This is a genomic window from Shinella sp. JR1-6 (assembly GCF_004284735.1).
Classification (GTDB): domain Bacteria; phylum Pseudomonadota; class Alphaproteobacteria; order Rhizobiales; family Rhizobiaceae; genus Shinella.
On record NZ_SHMI01000015.1, the window covers coordinates 76,458 to 91,853 of the forward strand.

The 15,396-nt window shown below is 63.7% G+C and carries 16 protein-coding genes; 12 read left to right on the forward strand and 4 right to left on the reverse strand.

Going from position 1 to position 15,396, the window contains the following annotated elements:
- From EXZ48_RS22840 to EXZ48_RS22885, 10 genes are all read left to right on the forward strand, one after another.
- Positions 1–1,101, forward strand: coding sequence for an ABC transporter ATP-binding protein (locus EXZ48_RS22840; RefSeq protein WP_130518527.1), 1,101 nt, complete (start codon positions 1–3; stop codon positions 1,099–1,101).
- 10 nt (positions 1,102–1,111) lie between these two features.
- The gene (locus EXZ48_RS22845) at positions 1,112–2,617 is read left to right on the forward strand and encodes a GMC oxidoreductase (protein ID WP_130518529.1); all 1,506 of its coding nucleotides are present in this window, start codon (positions 1,112–1,114) and stop codon (positions 2,615–2,617) included.
- Complete coding sequence (locus tag EXZ48_RS22850) at positions 2,614–4,260, forward strand: GMC family oxidoreductase (protein WP_130518531.1); 1,647 nt, start codon at positions 2,614–2,616, stop codon at positions 4,258–4,260. The genes EXZ48_RS22845 and EXZ48_RS22850 overlap by 4 nt, the downstream gene beginning before the upstream one ends.
- Positions 4,261–4,314: 54 nt before the next feature.
- A complete protein-coding gene (locus EXZ48_RS22855) occupies positions 4,315–4,965 on the forward strand; it encodes an HAD family phosphatase (RefSeq protein ID WP_245462334.1) in 651 nt (216 codons plus the stop codon).
- Complete coding sequence (locus tag EXZ48_RS22860) at positions 4,962–5,744, forward strand: DeoR/GlpR family DNA-binding transcription regulator (RefSeq protein WP_023516826.1); 783 nt, start codon at positions 4,962–4,964, stop codon at positions 5,742–5,744. The genes EXZ48_RS22855 and EXZ48_RS22860 overlap by 4 nt, the downstream gene beginning before the upstream one ends.
- A 14-nt stretch (positions 5,745–5,758) precedes the next feature.
- Positions 5,759–6,763, forward strand: a complete 1,005-nt coding sequence (locus EXZ48_RS22865; RefSeq protein WP_130518635.1) for a glycoside hydrolase family 3 N-terminal domain-containing protein — start codon at positions 5,759–5,761, stop codon at positions 6,761–6,763.
- A 41-nt stretch (positions 6,764–6,804) separates the two neighbouring features.
- The gene (locus EXZ48_RS22870; RefSeq protein ID WP_130518533.1) at positions 6,805–8,001 is read left to right on the forward strand and encodes an MFS transporter; all 1,197 of its coding nucleotides are present in this window, start codon (positions 6,805–6,807) and stop codon (positions 7,999–8,001) included.
- 208 nt (positions 8,002–8,209) lie between these two features.
- The gene (locus EXZ48_RS22875) at positions 8,210–8,794 is read left to right on the forward strand and encodes a DUF4956 domain-containing protein (RefSeq protein ID WP_130518535.1); all 585 of its coding nucleotides are present in this window, start codon (positions 8,210–8,212) and stop codon (positions 8,792–8,794) included.
- Positions 8,772–9,593, forward strand: a complete 822-nt coding sequence (locus EXZ48_RS22880; protein WP_130518537.1) for a polyphosphate polymerase domain-containing protein — start codon at positions 8,772–8,774, stop codon at positions 9,591–9,593. The genes EXZ48_RS22875 and EXZ48_RS22880 overlap by 23 nt, the downstream gene beginning before the upstream one ends.
- 1 nt (position 9,594) lies before the next feature.
- Positions 9,595–10,527 carry an esterase-like activity of phytase family protein gene (locus tag EXZ48_RS22885; protein ID WP_130518539.1) on the forward strand — a complete coding sequence of 311 codons (933 nt, stop codon included), beginning with the start codon at positions 9,595–9,597 and terminating at the stop codon, positions 10,525–10,527.
- Positions 10,528–10,592: 65 nt separating this feature from the next.
- Here the strand turns inward: EXZ48_RS22885 and EXZ48_RS22890 are convergent, their stop codons facing one another.
- On the reverse strand, positions 10,593–11,090 hold the full coding sequence (locus EXZ48_RS22890) for an RES family NAD+ phosphorylase (RefSeq protein ID WP_130518541.1): 498 nt from the start codon (positions 11,088–11,090) through the stop codon (positions 10,593–10,595).
- 8 nt (positions 11,091–11,098) lie between these two features.
- Positions 11,099–11,449 carry an MbcA/ParS/Xre antitoxin family protein gene (locus EXZ48_RS22895; protein WP_023513655.1) on the reverse strand — a complete coding sequence of 117 codons (351 nt, stop codon included), beginning with the start codon at positions 11,447–11,449 and terminating at the stop codon, positions 11,099–11,101.
- A gap of 328 nt (positions 11,450–11,777) precedes the next feature.
- On the opposite strand from EXZ48_RS22895, the gene EXZ48_RS22900 reads away from it, so the two are divergent.
- Together EXZ48_RS22900 and EXZ48_RS22905 are read left to right on the forward strand one after the other, a co-directional pair.
- A complete protein-coding gene (locus tag EXZ48_RS22900) occupies positions 11,778–12,791 on the forward strand; it encodes a zinc-binding alcohol dehydrogenase family protein (RefSeq protein ID WP_130518543.1) in 1,014 nt (337 codons plus the stop codon).
- A gap of 56 nt (positions 12,792–12,847) precedes the next feature.
- Positions 12,848–13,156 carry a putative quinol monooxygenase gene (locus EXZ48_RS22905; RefSeq protein WP_130518545.1) on the forward strand — a complete coding sequence of 103 codons (309 nt, stop codon included), beginning with the start codon at positions 12,848–12,850 and terminating at the stop codon, positions 13,154–13,156.
- 3 nt (positions 13,157–13,159) lie between these two features.
- Here the strand turns inward: EXZ48_RS22905 and EXZ48_RS22910 are convergent, their stop codons facing one another.
- Both EXZ48_RS22910 and EXZ48_RS22915 read right to left on the reverse strand, forming a co-directional pair.
- Entirely contained in the window at positions 13,160–14,056 is an 897-nt protein-coding gene (locus tag EXZ48_RS22910; RefSeq protein ID WP_130518547.1) for a LysR family transcriptional regulator, read from the reverse strand.
- A 173-nt stretch (positions 14,057–14,229) separates the two neighbouring features.
- Complete coding sequence (locus EXZ48_RS22915) at positions 14,230–15,354, reverse strand: substrate-binding domain-containing protein (protein WP_130518549.1); 1,125 nt, start codon at positions 15,352–15,354, stop codon at positions 14,230–14,232.
- Positions 15,355–15,396: the final 42 nt, after the last annotated feature.

Consider the following 15,396-nt stretch of genomic DNA (forward strand, 5'->3'; position numbering starts at 1 on the left):
ATGTCCACTCTCGAAATCGATCGCGTCCGCAAGGCCTATGGCCATCTCGAAGTTCTGAAGGAGGTATCGATCTCCATCGGAACCGGCGACTTCCTCGTGCTGCTCGGCCCCTCCGGCTGCGGCAAGTCCACGCTGCTCAACATGATCGCCGGGTTGGAAACGATTACCGGCGGCGAGATCCGCATCGCCGGAAAGACCGTCAACGACCTTTCGCCGAAGGACCGCGACATCGCCATGGTGTTCCAGTCCTACGCCCTCTACCCGACGATGACCGTGCGGCAGAACATCGAGTTCGGCATGAAGATCCGCCGGGTCGCCGAAACGGATCGCGACAAGGCCGTGAAGACGGCGTCGGATCTTCTCCAGATCACCCATCTCCTCGACCGCAAACCCTCGCAGCTCTCCGGCGGCCAGCGCCAGCGCGTCGCCATGGGACGGGCCATCGTGCGGGAACCGAAGCTTTTCCTGTTCGACGAACCGCTGTCGAACCTTGACGCGAAGCTGCGCGTCGATATGCGCACCGAGATCAAGCGCCTGCACGCCCGGCTCGGCACGACCATCGTCTATGTCACGCATGACCAGATCGAGGCGATGACGCTTGCGACGCGCGTTGCCGTCATGAAGGACGGCGTGGTGCAGCAGCTCGACGAGCCGCAGGCCGTCTATGATCGGCCGGCCAACGTCTATGTCGCGCGTTTCGTCGGTTCGCCGGCAATGAACATCGTGCCTGCCATGCTTGAGGTCGACGGCGGTAGCGCGACGGCGGTGATCGACGTCGCGCGGCGCCCGGCGGCGCGTGTCGGCGGCGTTGCCCTGTCCGCGGAGGCGCTTCGTCGCTACGCGGGCAAGAAGGTGCTGGCGGGCATTCGCCCGGAGAACTTCTCCATCGCCGCAAATGGTGTCGCGCCGTCGTTGACGGTCGATTTCGACGTTGTCGAGCCGACGGGACCTGACACGCTCGCCGTCTTCCAGCTCGGCGGCGTCGAGGTCACGGCCCGTCTTCCGCCGCGGCAGGCCCATGCGGGCCGCGAGGCGGCGCTCGCCGTCGATACGTCGAAGATCGTGCTCTTCGACGCGGAAACCGAAACGCGCATCGACTGAAAGACCTTTCATGACCGAGACGGCAGATATCGTCATCATCGGCTCTGGCATCGGCGGAGCCTCCCTGGCGCACAGCCTTGCGCCATCGGGCCTCAGCATCGTCATTCTCGAACGGGGTGCGCATCTGAAGGACACGCCCGAGGCGCGCGACGACGTCGCCATCTTCCAGAAGGGTTTTTATCGATCCTCCGAGGAATGGCTGGGCACGGACGGCGAGAGTTTCCTGCCCGGCAACTACTATTATGTCGGCGGCAATTCGAAATTCTTCGGCGCGGTCATGTATCGCTATCGCCGCGAGGATTTTTCGCCGCGTCGCCATATGGACGGCGCATCGCCCGGCTGGCCGCTCTCCTATGACGCGCTTTCTCCCTGGTATGACGCCGCCGAGCAGGTTTTTCGCGTGCGCGGTTCCGCCATCGGCGATCCGACGGAGCCGTCGCACGAAAAGCCTTACGGCTATCCGCCGGTTCCCGACGAGCCGGCGATGGCCGCCGTTCGCCGCCGGCTGGAGAAGGCGGGCGTGCATCCGGCGTCTTTGCCGTTGTCGATCGATATCGACGCCTGGCTGAAGCGGGCGAAGACGGGCTGGGATGCCTTCCCGAACACGGGAACGGGCAAGATCGATGCGGAGGTGGGTCCGCTCGCCAGCGCGCTCGCCCATCCCAATGTCAGCCTCGTCACAGGGGCCAGCGTCACGCGTCTCGAAACCGACGGCGCGGGACTCAGGGTCGTTGCCGTCGTCTATCAGAAGGATGGCGTTGAATACCGGATTTCGGCCGATCGCTTCGCCGTGGCGGCGGGTGCGGTTCAGTCCGCGGCGCTGCTTCTTCGCTCGGCCAGCAAGGCGCATCCGACCGGTCTCGGCAACACCTCGGATCAGCTCGGCCGCAATTTCATGAACCACAACACGACGGCGATGCTGACCTTCGATCCTTTCGCCGCCAATAGCTGCATCTACCAGAAGACCATCGCCTTCAACGATTTCTACAACGCGGACAACGAGACGGGTTTTCCGCTGGGCAACGTGCAGCTCCTCGGCCACATCACCGGAAATATCCTGAAGGCCAATCTGCCGTTTCCTGCGCCCGGCTGGTTTGCGGGGCTCATGGCGCGCTACGCCTATGGCTGGTTCCTGACGAGCGAAGACCTCCCCAATCCGGAAAGCCGGGTGATGGTGCGCGACAACCGCATCGTCATGCACTGGATACGGTCGAACATGCGGGCGCATGAGGCGCTGATCAGGAAAACCCGCGCCGTCATGCGCAAGGCGGGTTTCCCCATCGTCCTCACGCACACTTTCGGCCGCAAGACGACCTCGCACCAATGCGGCACCGCGCGCCTTGGCGACGACCCGAAAACATCGGTCGTCGACCTCAACTGCCGCAGCCATGACGTCGAAAACCTCTACATCACGGACGCCTCCGTGCTGCCGACATCGGCGGCCGTCAACCCGGCGCTCACCATCGCCGCGCTCGCCATCAAGGCCGGCGCCGCCATTTCGGGAGGGAAGGCATGAGCATTCGCGATAGCGGTTCGGCGCGTTACGGCATTTCCCCACGGCATCCGGCGGAGGTCGACACGTTCGACTATATCGTTGTCGGTGGCGGCTCGACCGGCTGCGTCGTCGCCGCGCGCCTTTCGGAGGACCCCGCCATCCGCGTTCTCCTCATCGAGGAGGGGCCGCGCGATCTCAACCCGTATATCCACATCCCCGGCGCCTACTACAAGACCGCGCAGGGCGACCTCCTGAAGCGTATTCCCTGGGAGCCGATGGCGGAACAGGAGCGCACGGAAACGCCGACCATGGTGCAGGCCCGGGTGCTCGGAGGCGGCAGTTCGGTCAACGCGATGATCTACATCCGCGGCGTGCCCGGCGACTATGACCATTGGGCAGACCTTGGCGCGGAGGGCTGGGGATACGCCGATGTCCTGCCGTTCTTCAAGCGCGCGGAGGACAACAACCGTTTCTGCAACGAGGCGCACGGCGTCGGCGGACCCATCGGCGTGTCTGACATCGACTACATTCATCCGCTGACCCGCGCCTGGCTGCAAGCCTGCCAGCAGGCGGGGTTGCCCTATAACCCGGATTTCAATTCCGGCGACCCCACAGGTTGTGGGCTCTACCAGATCACCGCGCGGGACGGCCGGCGCAGCTCGGCCGCCGTTGCCTATCTCAACCCGGCCCGCAAGCGCGCCAATCTGCGCATCGAGACGGGGACCATGGTCACCCGCATCCTCATCGAGAAGGGCAGGGCGGTCGGCGTGGAATGCACCAGGGGCAAGCGCAAGGTCGTCTATCGTGCGGATCAGGAAGTGGTTGTTTCCACCGGGGCGATCGCGACGCCGAAGCTGCTGATGCTGTCAGGTATCGGCCCGGCGAATGAGATCGGGCGGCACGGCGTCGAGGTCCATGCCGACCTGCCGGGCGTCGGCCAGAACCTGCAGGACCATATCGAGATTTCGCTGGTCTATCAGCTGAATGGCCCGCACAGCTACGACAAGTACAAGAAGCTGCACTGGAAGGCCCTTGCCGGACTGAACTATGCGCTCTTCCGCAACGGTCCCGCCGCGTCCAACCTCATCGAGGGCGGGGCGTTCTGGTGGGGAGACAGGAACGAGGCGACGCCGGATATCCAGTATTTCATGGTGGTCGGTGCCGGTATCGAGGAGGGCGTCGATGCGGTACCCGGCGGCAATGGCTGCACGGTCAATCTGGGGCAGATCCGGCCGCGGTCGCGCGGGAAGGTCACGCTTCTGAGCGCGGATCCGGCGGCAAATCCGCGCGTGGCGCCGCGCTATTTCTCCGATCCCTATGATCTTGAGGCCATTACCGACGGTACGATGGCGGCCCTCGACATCATGGCGCAGCCGGCCATTTCGAAATTCGTAGCAGCGCGGCATACGCCGGTGCCGTCCCTGAAAACCCGCGAGGAGATCCGCGCCTTCTGTGTGAAGGACGCGCATGCCGCCCTGCACCCTGCCGGAACATGCCGAATGGGCGTGGACGACCGGGCCGTGGTCGACCCGAAGCTGCGCGTGCACGGTATCGAGCGGCTGCGCGTTGCCGATGCCTCGGTCATGCCGACGCTGATTTCCGGCAATCCGAATTCCGTCTGCATCATGATTGGCGAACGCGCGGTCGATTTTCTGCGTCAATAGGTAGTGCTTCTTGTTGCGTAAATGTGCATGTTCATGCATGATTAGAATCAATAAATGCACAAAAAGGCAAACAGAATGAATCCTAGTGTTGTGGTCTTCGATATCGGCGGCGTGTTGATCGACTGGAATCCAGCTTATCTTTATCGCCAGCTCCTGCCGGACGACGCGGCTGTTTCCACCTTCCTGACGGATGTCTGCACTCCGGCATGGAACGAGGCGTTCGATGCGGGTCGGCCGTTTGCCGAGGGCGTAGCCGAACTCGTGCAGCGTCACCCCGAGCAGGCCAACCTGATCGAGGCCTACTGGCTGCGTTGGCACGAGATGCTGGGCGGCGAGGTGCCGGGCACCGCCGGCATTCTGGGGCGGCTGAAAGCGGATGGCGTTCCCGTGCACGCGATTTCGAACTGGTCGGCGGAGACCTTTCCGCGGGCGCAGGCGATCTTTCCCTTCCTCGGTCTTTTTGATGTGCTCATCGTCTCTGGGCGGGAAAAGTTGATAAAGCCGCATGCGCCCATCTTCGAGCGCTATCTGGAGCGGGCGGGTGTTCGCGCCGAGCAATGCATCTTCATCGACGATAATCCGGCGAACATTGCCGCGGCGGCGGCGCTCGGCTTTCATACCGAACATTTCAGCACGGCCGAGGCGCTGGAAGCCCGCCTGGCGGCGCTCGGCCTGCTCGCGCCCAGCGCGGAGACAGCGGGATGACCGCGGACAGGAAGGAACTCGCGGCACTGTCTCCGGAGGAACGGCAAGCCGTCATTCTCGAAAAGGTCAATGCGGCAGGCCGGGTCCTTGCAGCCGGGCTTGCACAGGAGTTCGGCGTGTCGGAAGATTCGATCCGCCGCGACCTGCGCGACCTTTCGGACGCAGGGCTCGTGCAGCGCTTCCATGGTGGTGCGGCGCGGCTGGTGACGCCGGCGCTCGATTTCCATCGGCGTGAAACGCTGCATGCGGAGGAAAAGCAGTCGATCGGCCGTGCCGCGGCTGCGACGATCCCCGAGGGTGCGACTCTGCTGGTGGATTCGAGCACGACCGTCGTCCGTTTCGTGCGTTCGCTCTCCCCTGCGCTCTCCCTGCGCATCATCACGACGGCGGTCGACGTCGCCGCCGCTGCGCTCGATCACCCGCTTGCCGAGGTGGTCATGCTCGGCGGTCGCCTGAGCCGGCTGACGCGCAGCGCCACCGGCGCCGGTGCGATCGATGCGATCCGGGCGATGCGGGTCGATTACTGTATTCTCGGTACCTGCGGCGTCGATCACGGCCTGACGCTCCGCGCTGACGATTTCGAGGACGCCCATCTGAAATCTGCGATGATCCGGGCCGCGAACAAGACCCTGCTTCTCGCGACGGCGGACAAGCTCGGCCAGGCAGCGACCTACGAAGTGGCGCCGATCTCGGCCGTATCGGCGCTTTTCACCAGCAGCAGAGACACCGCCATCCTCAAGGCCATCGGCGAGGCCGGCGTTGATGTCGAGACAGTCTGACAACGGAGACCATGATGCGCTTTTCACCGGATGAGGACGCCCGGGCGATCCTTCTGCCCGCCTTCGATACGCTCGACGTCATGGATGTCATGCTGCCCTTCCTGGAAAAGGGCGGCTGTTCCGTTCTCCTCGGCGAGACCCGGGCGGAGTATGTCGCACGGCGCATGTCGGCAGAGCGGCTGGCGAGCGAAACGCCGGAGGCCTTCCGCGCTGCCGTTGGGCGGCTGAGGGCCGTAACCTCCCACCTGATTGTCGCCGTCGACCAAGAACTGGGCGGCATCCAGCGGCTCCAGGGGCTGGTGCCGCCGCTTCCCTCGCTTGACGAGGCGCACGCGCTTGGCGATGTGGCACTCGTCGAACGCTGCAGGGCAACGGCCGCCGCTGCCCGCGCGCTCGGGGTCTCGCTGTTCCTGGCGCCGATCGCCGATGTCATCGACGGGCAGAATGCCTGGTTGCAGGGCCGCACGATGGGTAGCTATCCGCAGGCCGTGGCCCGGCTGGTGTCGGCTTTCGTGACGGGTGTCCAGAGCGCCGGAATTGGCGCGGTGACGAAACATTTCCCCGGCTTCAACGACCTGGAAGGTGACCCGGCCCTCGTAGATGTCCTACTCCAGACATCGCGCGACCGCCTTCTTCACAACGCCCTGCCGTTCACGGCTGCCATCGGCGCCGGAACACGGGCGATCATGACAGGACCTGCCCCCGTTGCCACGCTTGATAAACACAACGCCGCCAGCACCTCGCCGGTGGTCATCACGATGCTGCGGAACGATTTCGGCTTCAATGGGCTGATCGTCAGCGACGATCTCGATGCCCCGGCCACAATGCGCGGCCGTTCCCTGCTCGAAACCGCGGTTGCCTCCGTCAGTGCCGGCGCGGATCTGCTGCTCGTGGGGGGCGGACCGCATCTCGACGCGCTGTGTGATGGTATCGCCCATGCCGCCCGTACCGGGCGGCTGGCACCGGAGCGCCTGGCGGAGGCCGCAGTCCGCGTGCGGCAGAACGCGGCGGGCGGTTGAGCACTTCGACGCAGCAGTGAGGCACAGGTTGTTTTGTTGAAATGCTGGACGATCCAATTGCAGTGAAACCGTCGTCTGGGGCGAGCCGGCTGCATTGCAGCCTGTTCTTCCTTTCGGCCGGGATCGGCATCGGCGCATGGGCATCCAGCCTTCCGCTGCTTGCAGCCGGTGTGGGGCTCGACAAGGGGCAGCTCGGACTGGTCCTTCTGTGCTTCGCCTTCGGCGCCATCGTGCTGATGATCAATATCGACCGGGTGATCGGCAGCCGGATGCTGAGCCTGTGCGGCAGCCTGTTGTTCGGTGCTTCCTTTCTCGTCATACCGTTGATCGACAGCCCGGTCGTTCTCGGCGCCGTCGTTTTTTTCGCCGGGGCGGCGTTCGGTACGCTCGACGTGGCGATGAACACGGAAGCGTCCCAGGCGGAGCGGGAAACCGGGCGGCACATGATGTCGTCGTTCCATGCCCTGTTCAGCATCGGCAATCTTGCGGGCGCATTTCTGGTCGGGCAGTTGATCAGCCATGGCGGCAACCTGCAGATCTGCCTTGGGGCCTCCGGCGTGCTCGTCATGCTCCTCGCCCTGTCCGCCCGGATGGTGGCGGCCAAACCTGGCCATGAAGCCCGAGGCCTCCGTTCCGAAACCTTCCCGGCCGGGGCTGCCGTGCTCGACGTTCGACAGCGAACCCTCATCCTGCTGCTCGGTAGCATCGCTTTCCTGGCGCTCCTGGCGGAAGGTGGCATGATGGATTGGACCGCGATCTACATGATCGACATCCTTGGCGCATCGGACAGCCACGGGGCCTATGCCTTTGCCCTCTTCGCCGCGGCCATGGCGGGTGGGCGGCTTGTCGGGGATGCGGTGAGCCGGCGCGTGGGCCATGTGGCCGTGATCAGGGCCGGCGGCCTTCTCTGCGCCCTGTCGGTCGCCGTTCTGCTGCTTGCGGACAACCTGGTTCTCTGCCTTGCCGCCCTTTCCCTCTGCGGTCTCGGGGTCGCGAACATGGTGCCCGCCATGTTCGCCCGTGCGGGGAGTGTGGGGGGCGACGCGGCCGGCAAGGCGATCTCCATCGTTACCACCATGGGTTATAGCGGCCTGCTGCTCGGTCCGGCCCTGCTCGGCTTTCTTGCCCAGGCGACGAGCCTTGTCGCCAGCTTCGGCCTGATCATGCTGGCCTTCCTCGTCATCGCGGCGGTCTCGATCCGGCTGGGTATCCGTCTGAAGCAGCATGTGACACATTGACGGAAGGCCGTTCCTTTTTACCCGGCTCAGAATTTTTCATCGACGCTGGAATAGAGTTCGACCGCCTCCGTTCTTCCTGAGGTCACCGCCATCGCGGCGGAAAATTCAGGAGGTGGAACATGTTGATCCCTATTCAACCGGCATGCCCTTTGGGCTTGCCGTCAGGACCGTTTGCGCCCGCTCGCGGCGTCAACCAGGGGAGGCCGAGATGACCCCCCAGATACTGCAGACCTTCTTCGTGATGGAATTCATGCGTTTCGGCATCGATCTTGCCGGCATGTCGATCCTGATGTTCGGCATGTACTACCGGCGCTACCGCGACAAGGAACTTGTCACGGCGGCGGCGCTCTTCAACATCTTCGTCTTCGCGGTCCTCACCGTGCTTTCCGTCGTCGATTTCGGCGTTGCGGCCGGCTTCGGGTTGTTTGCGATCCTGGCGCTTTTCACGCTGCGCTCCGAACCGCTCAGCAAGACCGAGATGACCTATTTCTTCGGCAGCGTCGCCATCGCGGTCATTTCGTCCGTGCAGGGAACGACGATACCCTTTGCGGCCGTCACCGTGCTGTTCGTGCTGGTCGGCGCCTATGTCATCGATCATCCGAAGATGCTCCAGTCGGTCAGCGGCACGAAGATCTCGCTCGACAAGATCCACCATGCGCTTCTGGCGGACCCGGCGGCCATGCGGGCGGAGCTCTCCCGGCGGCTTGGCGTCGACGTGCTGTCCTATCAGGTCCTTCAACTCGACTACATAACCGAAATGGCGAAGCTCAATGTCTATTATCGTAAACACTGACACCTGGCTGGAGCACGGCTTCCAGCCGATCAGCCTGGCTGCGCTGAATGGCAAGGCGGCAATGCTTGAGCGGCTGGACAACAAATATGTCGTCGACGCCACCGTGCTGAAACACGCCGCCGGCGCCCTGGCGGACGCCTTCGATATGCTGGAAATCGACGGTCTGCGGGCCTTTACCTATGAGACCTGCTATTTCGACGATGCCGGTCGGCGCAGCTATTTCGACCATCACCAGGGCCGGCGCCAGCGTGCCAAGGTGCGGCTGCGCCGCTACGCCGAGGCCGGCCTCTGCTTCCTCGAAGTGAAGCTGAAGGACAAGCGCGGCATCACCGTGAAGAAGCGGCTCAACCGGGATCCGGAAACCTTCGGCATGCTCGACGACACCGCGCTCGCCTATATTGACGACGTGTACCGGGCCCAGTACGGCCAGCCCTTTCCCCACACGCTGACCCGTGTGATCGACATGCGCTACCGGCGCATGACGCTGGTCGCCAAGCAGGGCGGGGAGCGCATGACCATCGATTGCGGCCTGCAGTTCTACACGCCGGATGCACGGCATGCGGTCGATGAGAGCCTGTTCATCCTCGAGACGAAATCGGCCAATGGCAACGGCGTTGCCGATGGCATTCTCAGGGCGCTGCACCAGCACCCGACCAAACGATGCTCGAAATACTGCGTCGGCACGGCGCTGCTCAATCCCGGTACGCGGCACAACAAGTTCCTGCCGGCATTGCGCAAGCTTGGCCGCCTTCCCGGGTCCGATGTCCTGCACCGGCTAAACAATGATAGGAGTGAGTGAGATGATCCAGAAAATCCTGAATGCGCTGCTTCTTTGCGGCTCCGTCCTCATGCCGGCGTCCATCGCCTTCGCGCAACCGGCATCGTTTGCCCTGACCGTGCTCGACGGCCGGGCGGTGGCCGCTACGGATCCGGATGGTCGTACGATCAGCGAATTGTCCGGTCTTGCCTGGGATGCTGACGACAAATTGCTTTATGCGGTTTCGGACGATGGTGTGCTGCATCACTTCCGATTGCAGATCGAAGGTGACAAGATCACAGGCATGGAACCGGTGTTCTCCGTGCGGCTCGCCACCGGGACGACGCCTGCCCTCGTCAATGCCGAGGGGCTGGCCGTCATCAATGGCGACAACGGCACGCCCTTTGATGGCGAGCTCCTCATCGCCTTCGAGGATGGTCCCGCCATCCATCGCTTCAAGCCGGACGGTACGGCAATCGCCGCCGTGCCGCTGCCGGAAGCGTTGTCGGATGCCGCACAGTACAATGAACCGAACAGCCGGCTGGAAGCGGTGGCTGTCCTGCAGGACGGCGGCATCGTGACCGCCCCGGAGGAGGCGATGCAGGGCCAGCCGGGTGACAGCCATACGATCTATGGTCTTGACGGCGGGCGCTGGACGTTCGCGACCTTCCAGCCGAAGCGCAGCAACCTGAAGGCCATCGAGACCATGCCGGGCGGCGAGCTTCTGGTGCTCGAACGCACCCGCGAGACCAAGGGCGGGCCGAGTGTCGGGCGCCTGCGTGTCGTCGATCGCAAGGGTTGTGCCGATGAGGCCTGCACGGCAATCGATCTTAGCGCGGGGTCAAGCACGCTGCTCAACGACAATTTCGAAGGATTGGCCCGCCTCTCGGACACGCTCTACCTGGCCGTAACCGACAAGACGAAGAAGGAGACGCCTGCGACGCAGGTCGTTCTCTTCTCGCTTACACGGCCGTAGTCCGTTCCGATATGATGTGCGCCCCGTCGGCAGGCAACGTCGTTGCCTGCCGATCGCTTTGCGGGTTATCGCGACAGGCGGTTCTCGTCATCGATCAGGGCGAGGCGGCTGGGCAGGACATCGCCCCACGCCCACAGGACGAGATTGAGGTCGTCATCCACGGCGGCCGGCGCAAAACTCTTCACGAGCAGCCCGTGATAGCCCGCGGCCGAAAGCCGACGGGCGAAGTCCTGTGTCCGGGAGATTCCGGAAGTGCGCATCTGGTCGCGCCAGGTCGGATCGGCGAGGGCCCTTGCGTCCATGCCCTCCGCACGCATGGCTTCCGGATCGCGGCAGTCGAAAATCCGGGCGATATCGGCATCATAGGAAACGAGGGTGGTCGGCTGCAGATTGCCGACCTGGTTCGCCTCCCGCAGTGCGGTGAGGATCGACAGCGATGTGTAGAGCGCGGGCGTACCCTTTGGATTGAACCGGCCGCCATAGAGCTCGGCGCCACGCCCGGACAACGGCTCGCGGGCATAGACCGGGTTCAGTGCCCGGTATAGTTTTCCCTGGTAGTGCATCTGCGGGACTATGCGTGGATGCCGGCATCGACGGCGTCGATGTAGTCGAGCACGTCGTCCGCGCGCCCACTTCGAACCAACTGCATGGCCGTCTGGCCGGAAAAGCCGGGAAGCGGCTCGGAGCGATACCAGGCATAGGCCATCAGCGCCGAGCCGAAACGAGGCTCGACCTTGTTGACGATCTCGATCATCTCGCGCAAGCGCCGCTGCGTCTTGTCGGAGCGGACACGGTCCTTGCGCTGGACGGCATCCTTTCCAAGCCCGGCGGTGCGCGCGATCTCTTCGCTCGTCGTGCGCAGAGCATCGGCGATCTTGCGCGGCACGAAGAGCCCGCCGTCAGCATATTGGGCAAGGCCCATGGCGATTTCCTTTCGAAGTTGCCGTTTATAATGACGCAATATAGCGTCATATATTGCGGCTTTCAATGGCCGAAACCGAAAAGGCGAGGCGACCACGCTCACCGCAGGATGGGCCTGTCTGCGGAGACCATTCGATCAAATGCCGTTTTGGATGAATGTAGCAGGGCAGACTACGGAAAATCCGAATTATCAATTTTATAACCGGGCAATTATCGGCCAAGGGTGCGCGACATATCTTCTCCCTGTTCATACCGGCGGCAGGGCGATCTCGCTGGGTCATCTGTCCGGCAAGCCCTACTTTCCGTCCCGCATATTCAGGAGTTTCAAGATGCGAGCCATCGGCTACGAAAATCCGCAATCCATCGACGCCCCAACGGCCCTTGTCGACATTGAGCTGCCGCGCCCGGCGCCTACGGGACGCGACATCCTCGTCGAGGTGAAGGCAGTGTCCGTCAATCCGGTCGACACCAAGATTCGCGCTTCGGCGAAGGCCGACCCCGGTCAGTGGAAAGTGCTGGGCTGGGATGCGGCCGGTATCGTCACCGCCGTCGGTCCACAGGCAAGCCTGTTCAAAGCCGGTGACGCGGTCTTCTATGCCGGGGCCATCAACCGTTCCGGTACCAATGCCGAATATCATCTGGTCGACGAACGCATCGTCGGCAGGAAGCCGGCGTCGCTCGACTTTCCGGCCGCTGCCGCTCTGCCTCTCACGGCGATCACCGCCTGGGAAATGCTGTTCGACAGGCTGGACGTGACCCGGCCCGTTGCCGGTGCGGCAAACGCCATCCTCATCATCGGCGGTGCCGGCGGTGTCGGTTCCATTGCCATCCAGATCGCCCGGGCATTGACGGATCTTACGGTCATCGCCACCGCCTCTCGGCCGGAAACGCAGGATTGGGTAAAGGCGCTCGGCGCCCACCATGTCATCGATCATCGCAAGCCGCTTGCTGCGCAGGTGGAAAGCCTCGGTATCGGCCAGCCGGCCTTCGTCTTCTCCACGACCAACACCGATGATCATATCGCTGACATTGTGGAGCTGATTGCGCCGCAAGGCCGCTTCGGTTTGATCGACGACCCGAAGGTGCTGAACGCCCTGCCGCTGAAGCGCAAGTCGATCTCGCTGCACTGGGAGCTGATGTTCACCCGCTCGCTGTTTTCCACCGCCGATATCGAAAAGCAGCACGCGCTGCTGAACCGGGTCGGCGACCTGGTGGATGCCGGCAAGATCAAGACGACCCTCAACGAGAACTTCGGCACCATCAACGCGGAAAACCTCAAGCGTGCCCATGCGCTCATCGAATCCGGCAAGGCCAAGGGCAAGATTGTGCTCGCCGGTTTCTGAGACGACAAGCGCGGGTCACCGATGGCGATCCGCGCCTCGAAGGGAAAGAGGATCCGATGACGACACAACCCGAAAAACTGATTTCCATCGCCGTCCTGAAGGCGAAAGCCGGTAAACGCGAGGCGCTGCGACAGGGACTGCTCACTCTTATCGAGCCGACCCGTGCCGAGCCCGGCAATCTCGATTATGTGCTCTTCGAGCTGCGCGACGAACCGGGCACCTTCTACATGCGCGAGGCCTTCGTTAGTCAGGCCGCGCTCACTGCGCATCTCGAAACTGCCTACTTCCAGGCTTTCGCTCAGACGATCGATGATCTCCTGGAGGAACCCTTGCGCCTGATCTTCCTCGACCAGGTCTCCTCCTGAGACTCAGGCGCCGCGGCCCTTGGAAAGGGTCGCGGCGATGCGGTCGATGAGCATGCGCACGCGCCGTGGCTGTACGGCGCTCGGCGGATAGACGATCTGCAATGCCGTGCCGCCAGTGGAAAAATCTTCAAGCAGTTCCACCAGGGCGCCGGTGGCGAGGTCGTCGGCAACGTCCCGGATCGATTTCAGGGCGATGCCCCTTCCCTCCCGGCACCATTGCCGTACCAGTCCGCCATCGTTCACGACACGCTGCCCGTGTACGGTGACCTTGCGCATCACGCCGTCGATGAGGAATGGCCAGTCCCGGTCGATATTCTGTCCGAAACGCATGACGATGCAGTCGTGCGCAGCAAGCTCGTCCGGATGGACGGGCGTGCCATGGGCGGCCAGGTAGGCCGGCGCCGCACAGACGATACGGCGGTTCTCTCCGAGCGACTTCGCCCTGAGGCTGCTGTCAGCCAGCACGCCGTGCCGGATGGCGAAATCCATGCCCTGCCCGACGATATCGACATTGCCGTCCGTCAGGTTGAGATCGACGGTGACGGCGGGGTGTTCGGCCAGGAAGGCGTCGATGACCGGCACGAGCAGACGGCGGCCGAGATCTTCCGGCGCACTGAGCCGGACCGGCCCGGAGATGACATTTGCGCCGCGTCGCACGCGGCTTTCCAACTCTTCCGCCTCCGCAAGCAGTCGCCGCGCGCCTTCGACAAGGGCCCTGCCCTCCTCCGTCAGGCTGATCGCCCGTGTCGTGCGGGTCAGAAGCGCCGCGCCATAGTAGGCCTCCAGCGATGCCAGGCGCTCCGAGACGGTGGCAGGTGATAGGCCGACCTCGCGGCCCGCGACCGCAAGGCCGCCCTTCTCGACGATGCGCAGAAAGAGGGAAAGGTTTTCTAACAGCATTGCTCGCTTTTCCCGAATGATGGTGCCGGGAGCGAAGCAATTATCAGGCCTGTCCGCAAGGGATGCCCTGCTGTTTCCGCCTCACAAAGACGCGCCGGGTACGATACCCGACGCGTTTCCGCCGTGGTGTTCGGCGGGCGGGGCCGCATGCGTTCGCGGCCCCGCCCTTTCTCTTACTGGCCGCCCCAGGCAGCCGGATAGTCGGGCAGTTTCTCGCAGCCGCACATGGCATGATGCAGCGGCGGCATTTTGTCGTTGACATACTGGTCGAGGGTCTCGGCCGTGATTGCCGGCTGCGGCATCACCCATTCCGGGCCCGGCACCGCCTCACCCTTGAGGATCTTCACTGCAGCGATAATCGGCGTGCGCCACTGATAGGTGGGATAGGTCGGGGCGATCGCCTTGAAGCCTTCCTGCTTCCACTTCACCAGAAAGTCCTGCTGATCCTCGCCGGTGATGAGCGGCAGTGGCAGGCCGGAATCCTCGAAGGCCTCCAGCGCCGCGACGGCCGTCGCACCGGCATCCATCCAGATAGCATCGATCGCTCCACGCTGCAGGTAGTCCTCGACGATCGACTTGGTCTTGGCATTGTCGCCTTCGGTGAATTCCTCGCCGATGACCGTCAGCCCTTTCTCCTTGAAGACGCGTTTTGCCGCCGAGGCCCGGGTCTCGAGCACGTCGACACCGGGCACGATGCGCAGCATCAGCACGTTGGCGCCGGCCGCGGCATTGGCCGCCAAGAATTCGCCAGCCTGGATGCCGAAGCCATAGCCGCCGACCGGATGGATGAAGGTCACCGGGCAGCGGGTGTTGACACCGCGGTCGAAGACGATGACCGGCAGCGTGGCACAGGCCTTCTCGACGGCCGGGGTCAGGGCCGCGGTGGTGTTCGGCGAAACGATCAGCACCGAGCACTTGCCGCCGTTGATCAGGTCGTCGATGTCGGAGATCTGCTTGTCGTCGGAGCCCTCGGCGTCGACATGGATGAGCTCCTTGATCTCGGGATGCAGCTTCACCTCGGCCTGCATGTTGGTCCAGCCCGTCACGCGCCAGGCATTGTTCACGCCGGCATTGGAGAAGCAGATCGTGTAGGGGCCCTCCTTCTTGTACTGCGCGGTGTCGACCATCTGGTCACCGTAATATTGCGCCCACGGCTCTCCCTCGGGGCCATTGGCCTTGGCCGTCAGTAGGGCGCGCTGTTTGTCGAACTCGGCGGGGTCGTCGAAGTTCAACTGTTGGGCCTGTGCCGTGCTGGCGATAAGGGTCGCCGAAAGGGCGGCTGTCAGCAGTCTTTTCATGTCTCACTCCCATTTGATCATGATGTTCAGGTTCCTCCCGGC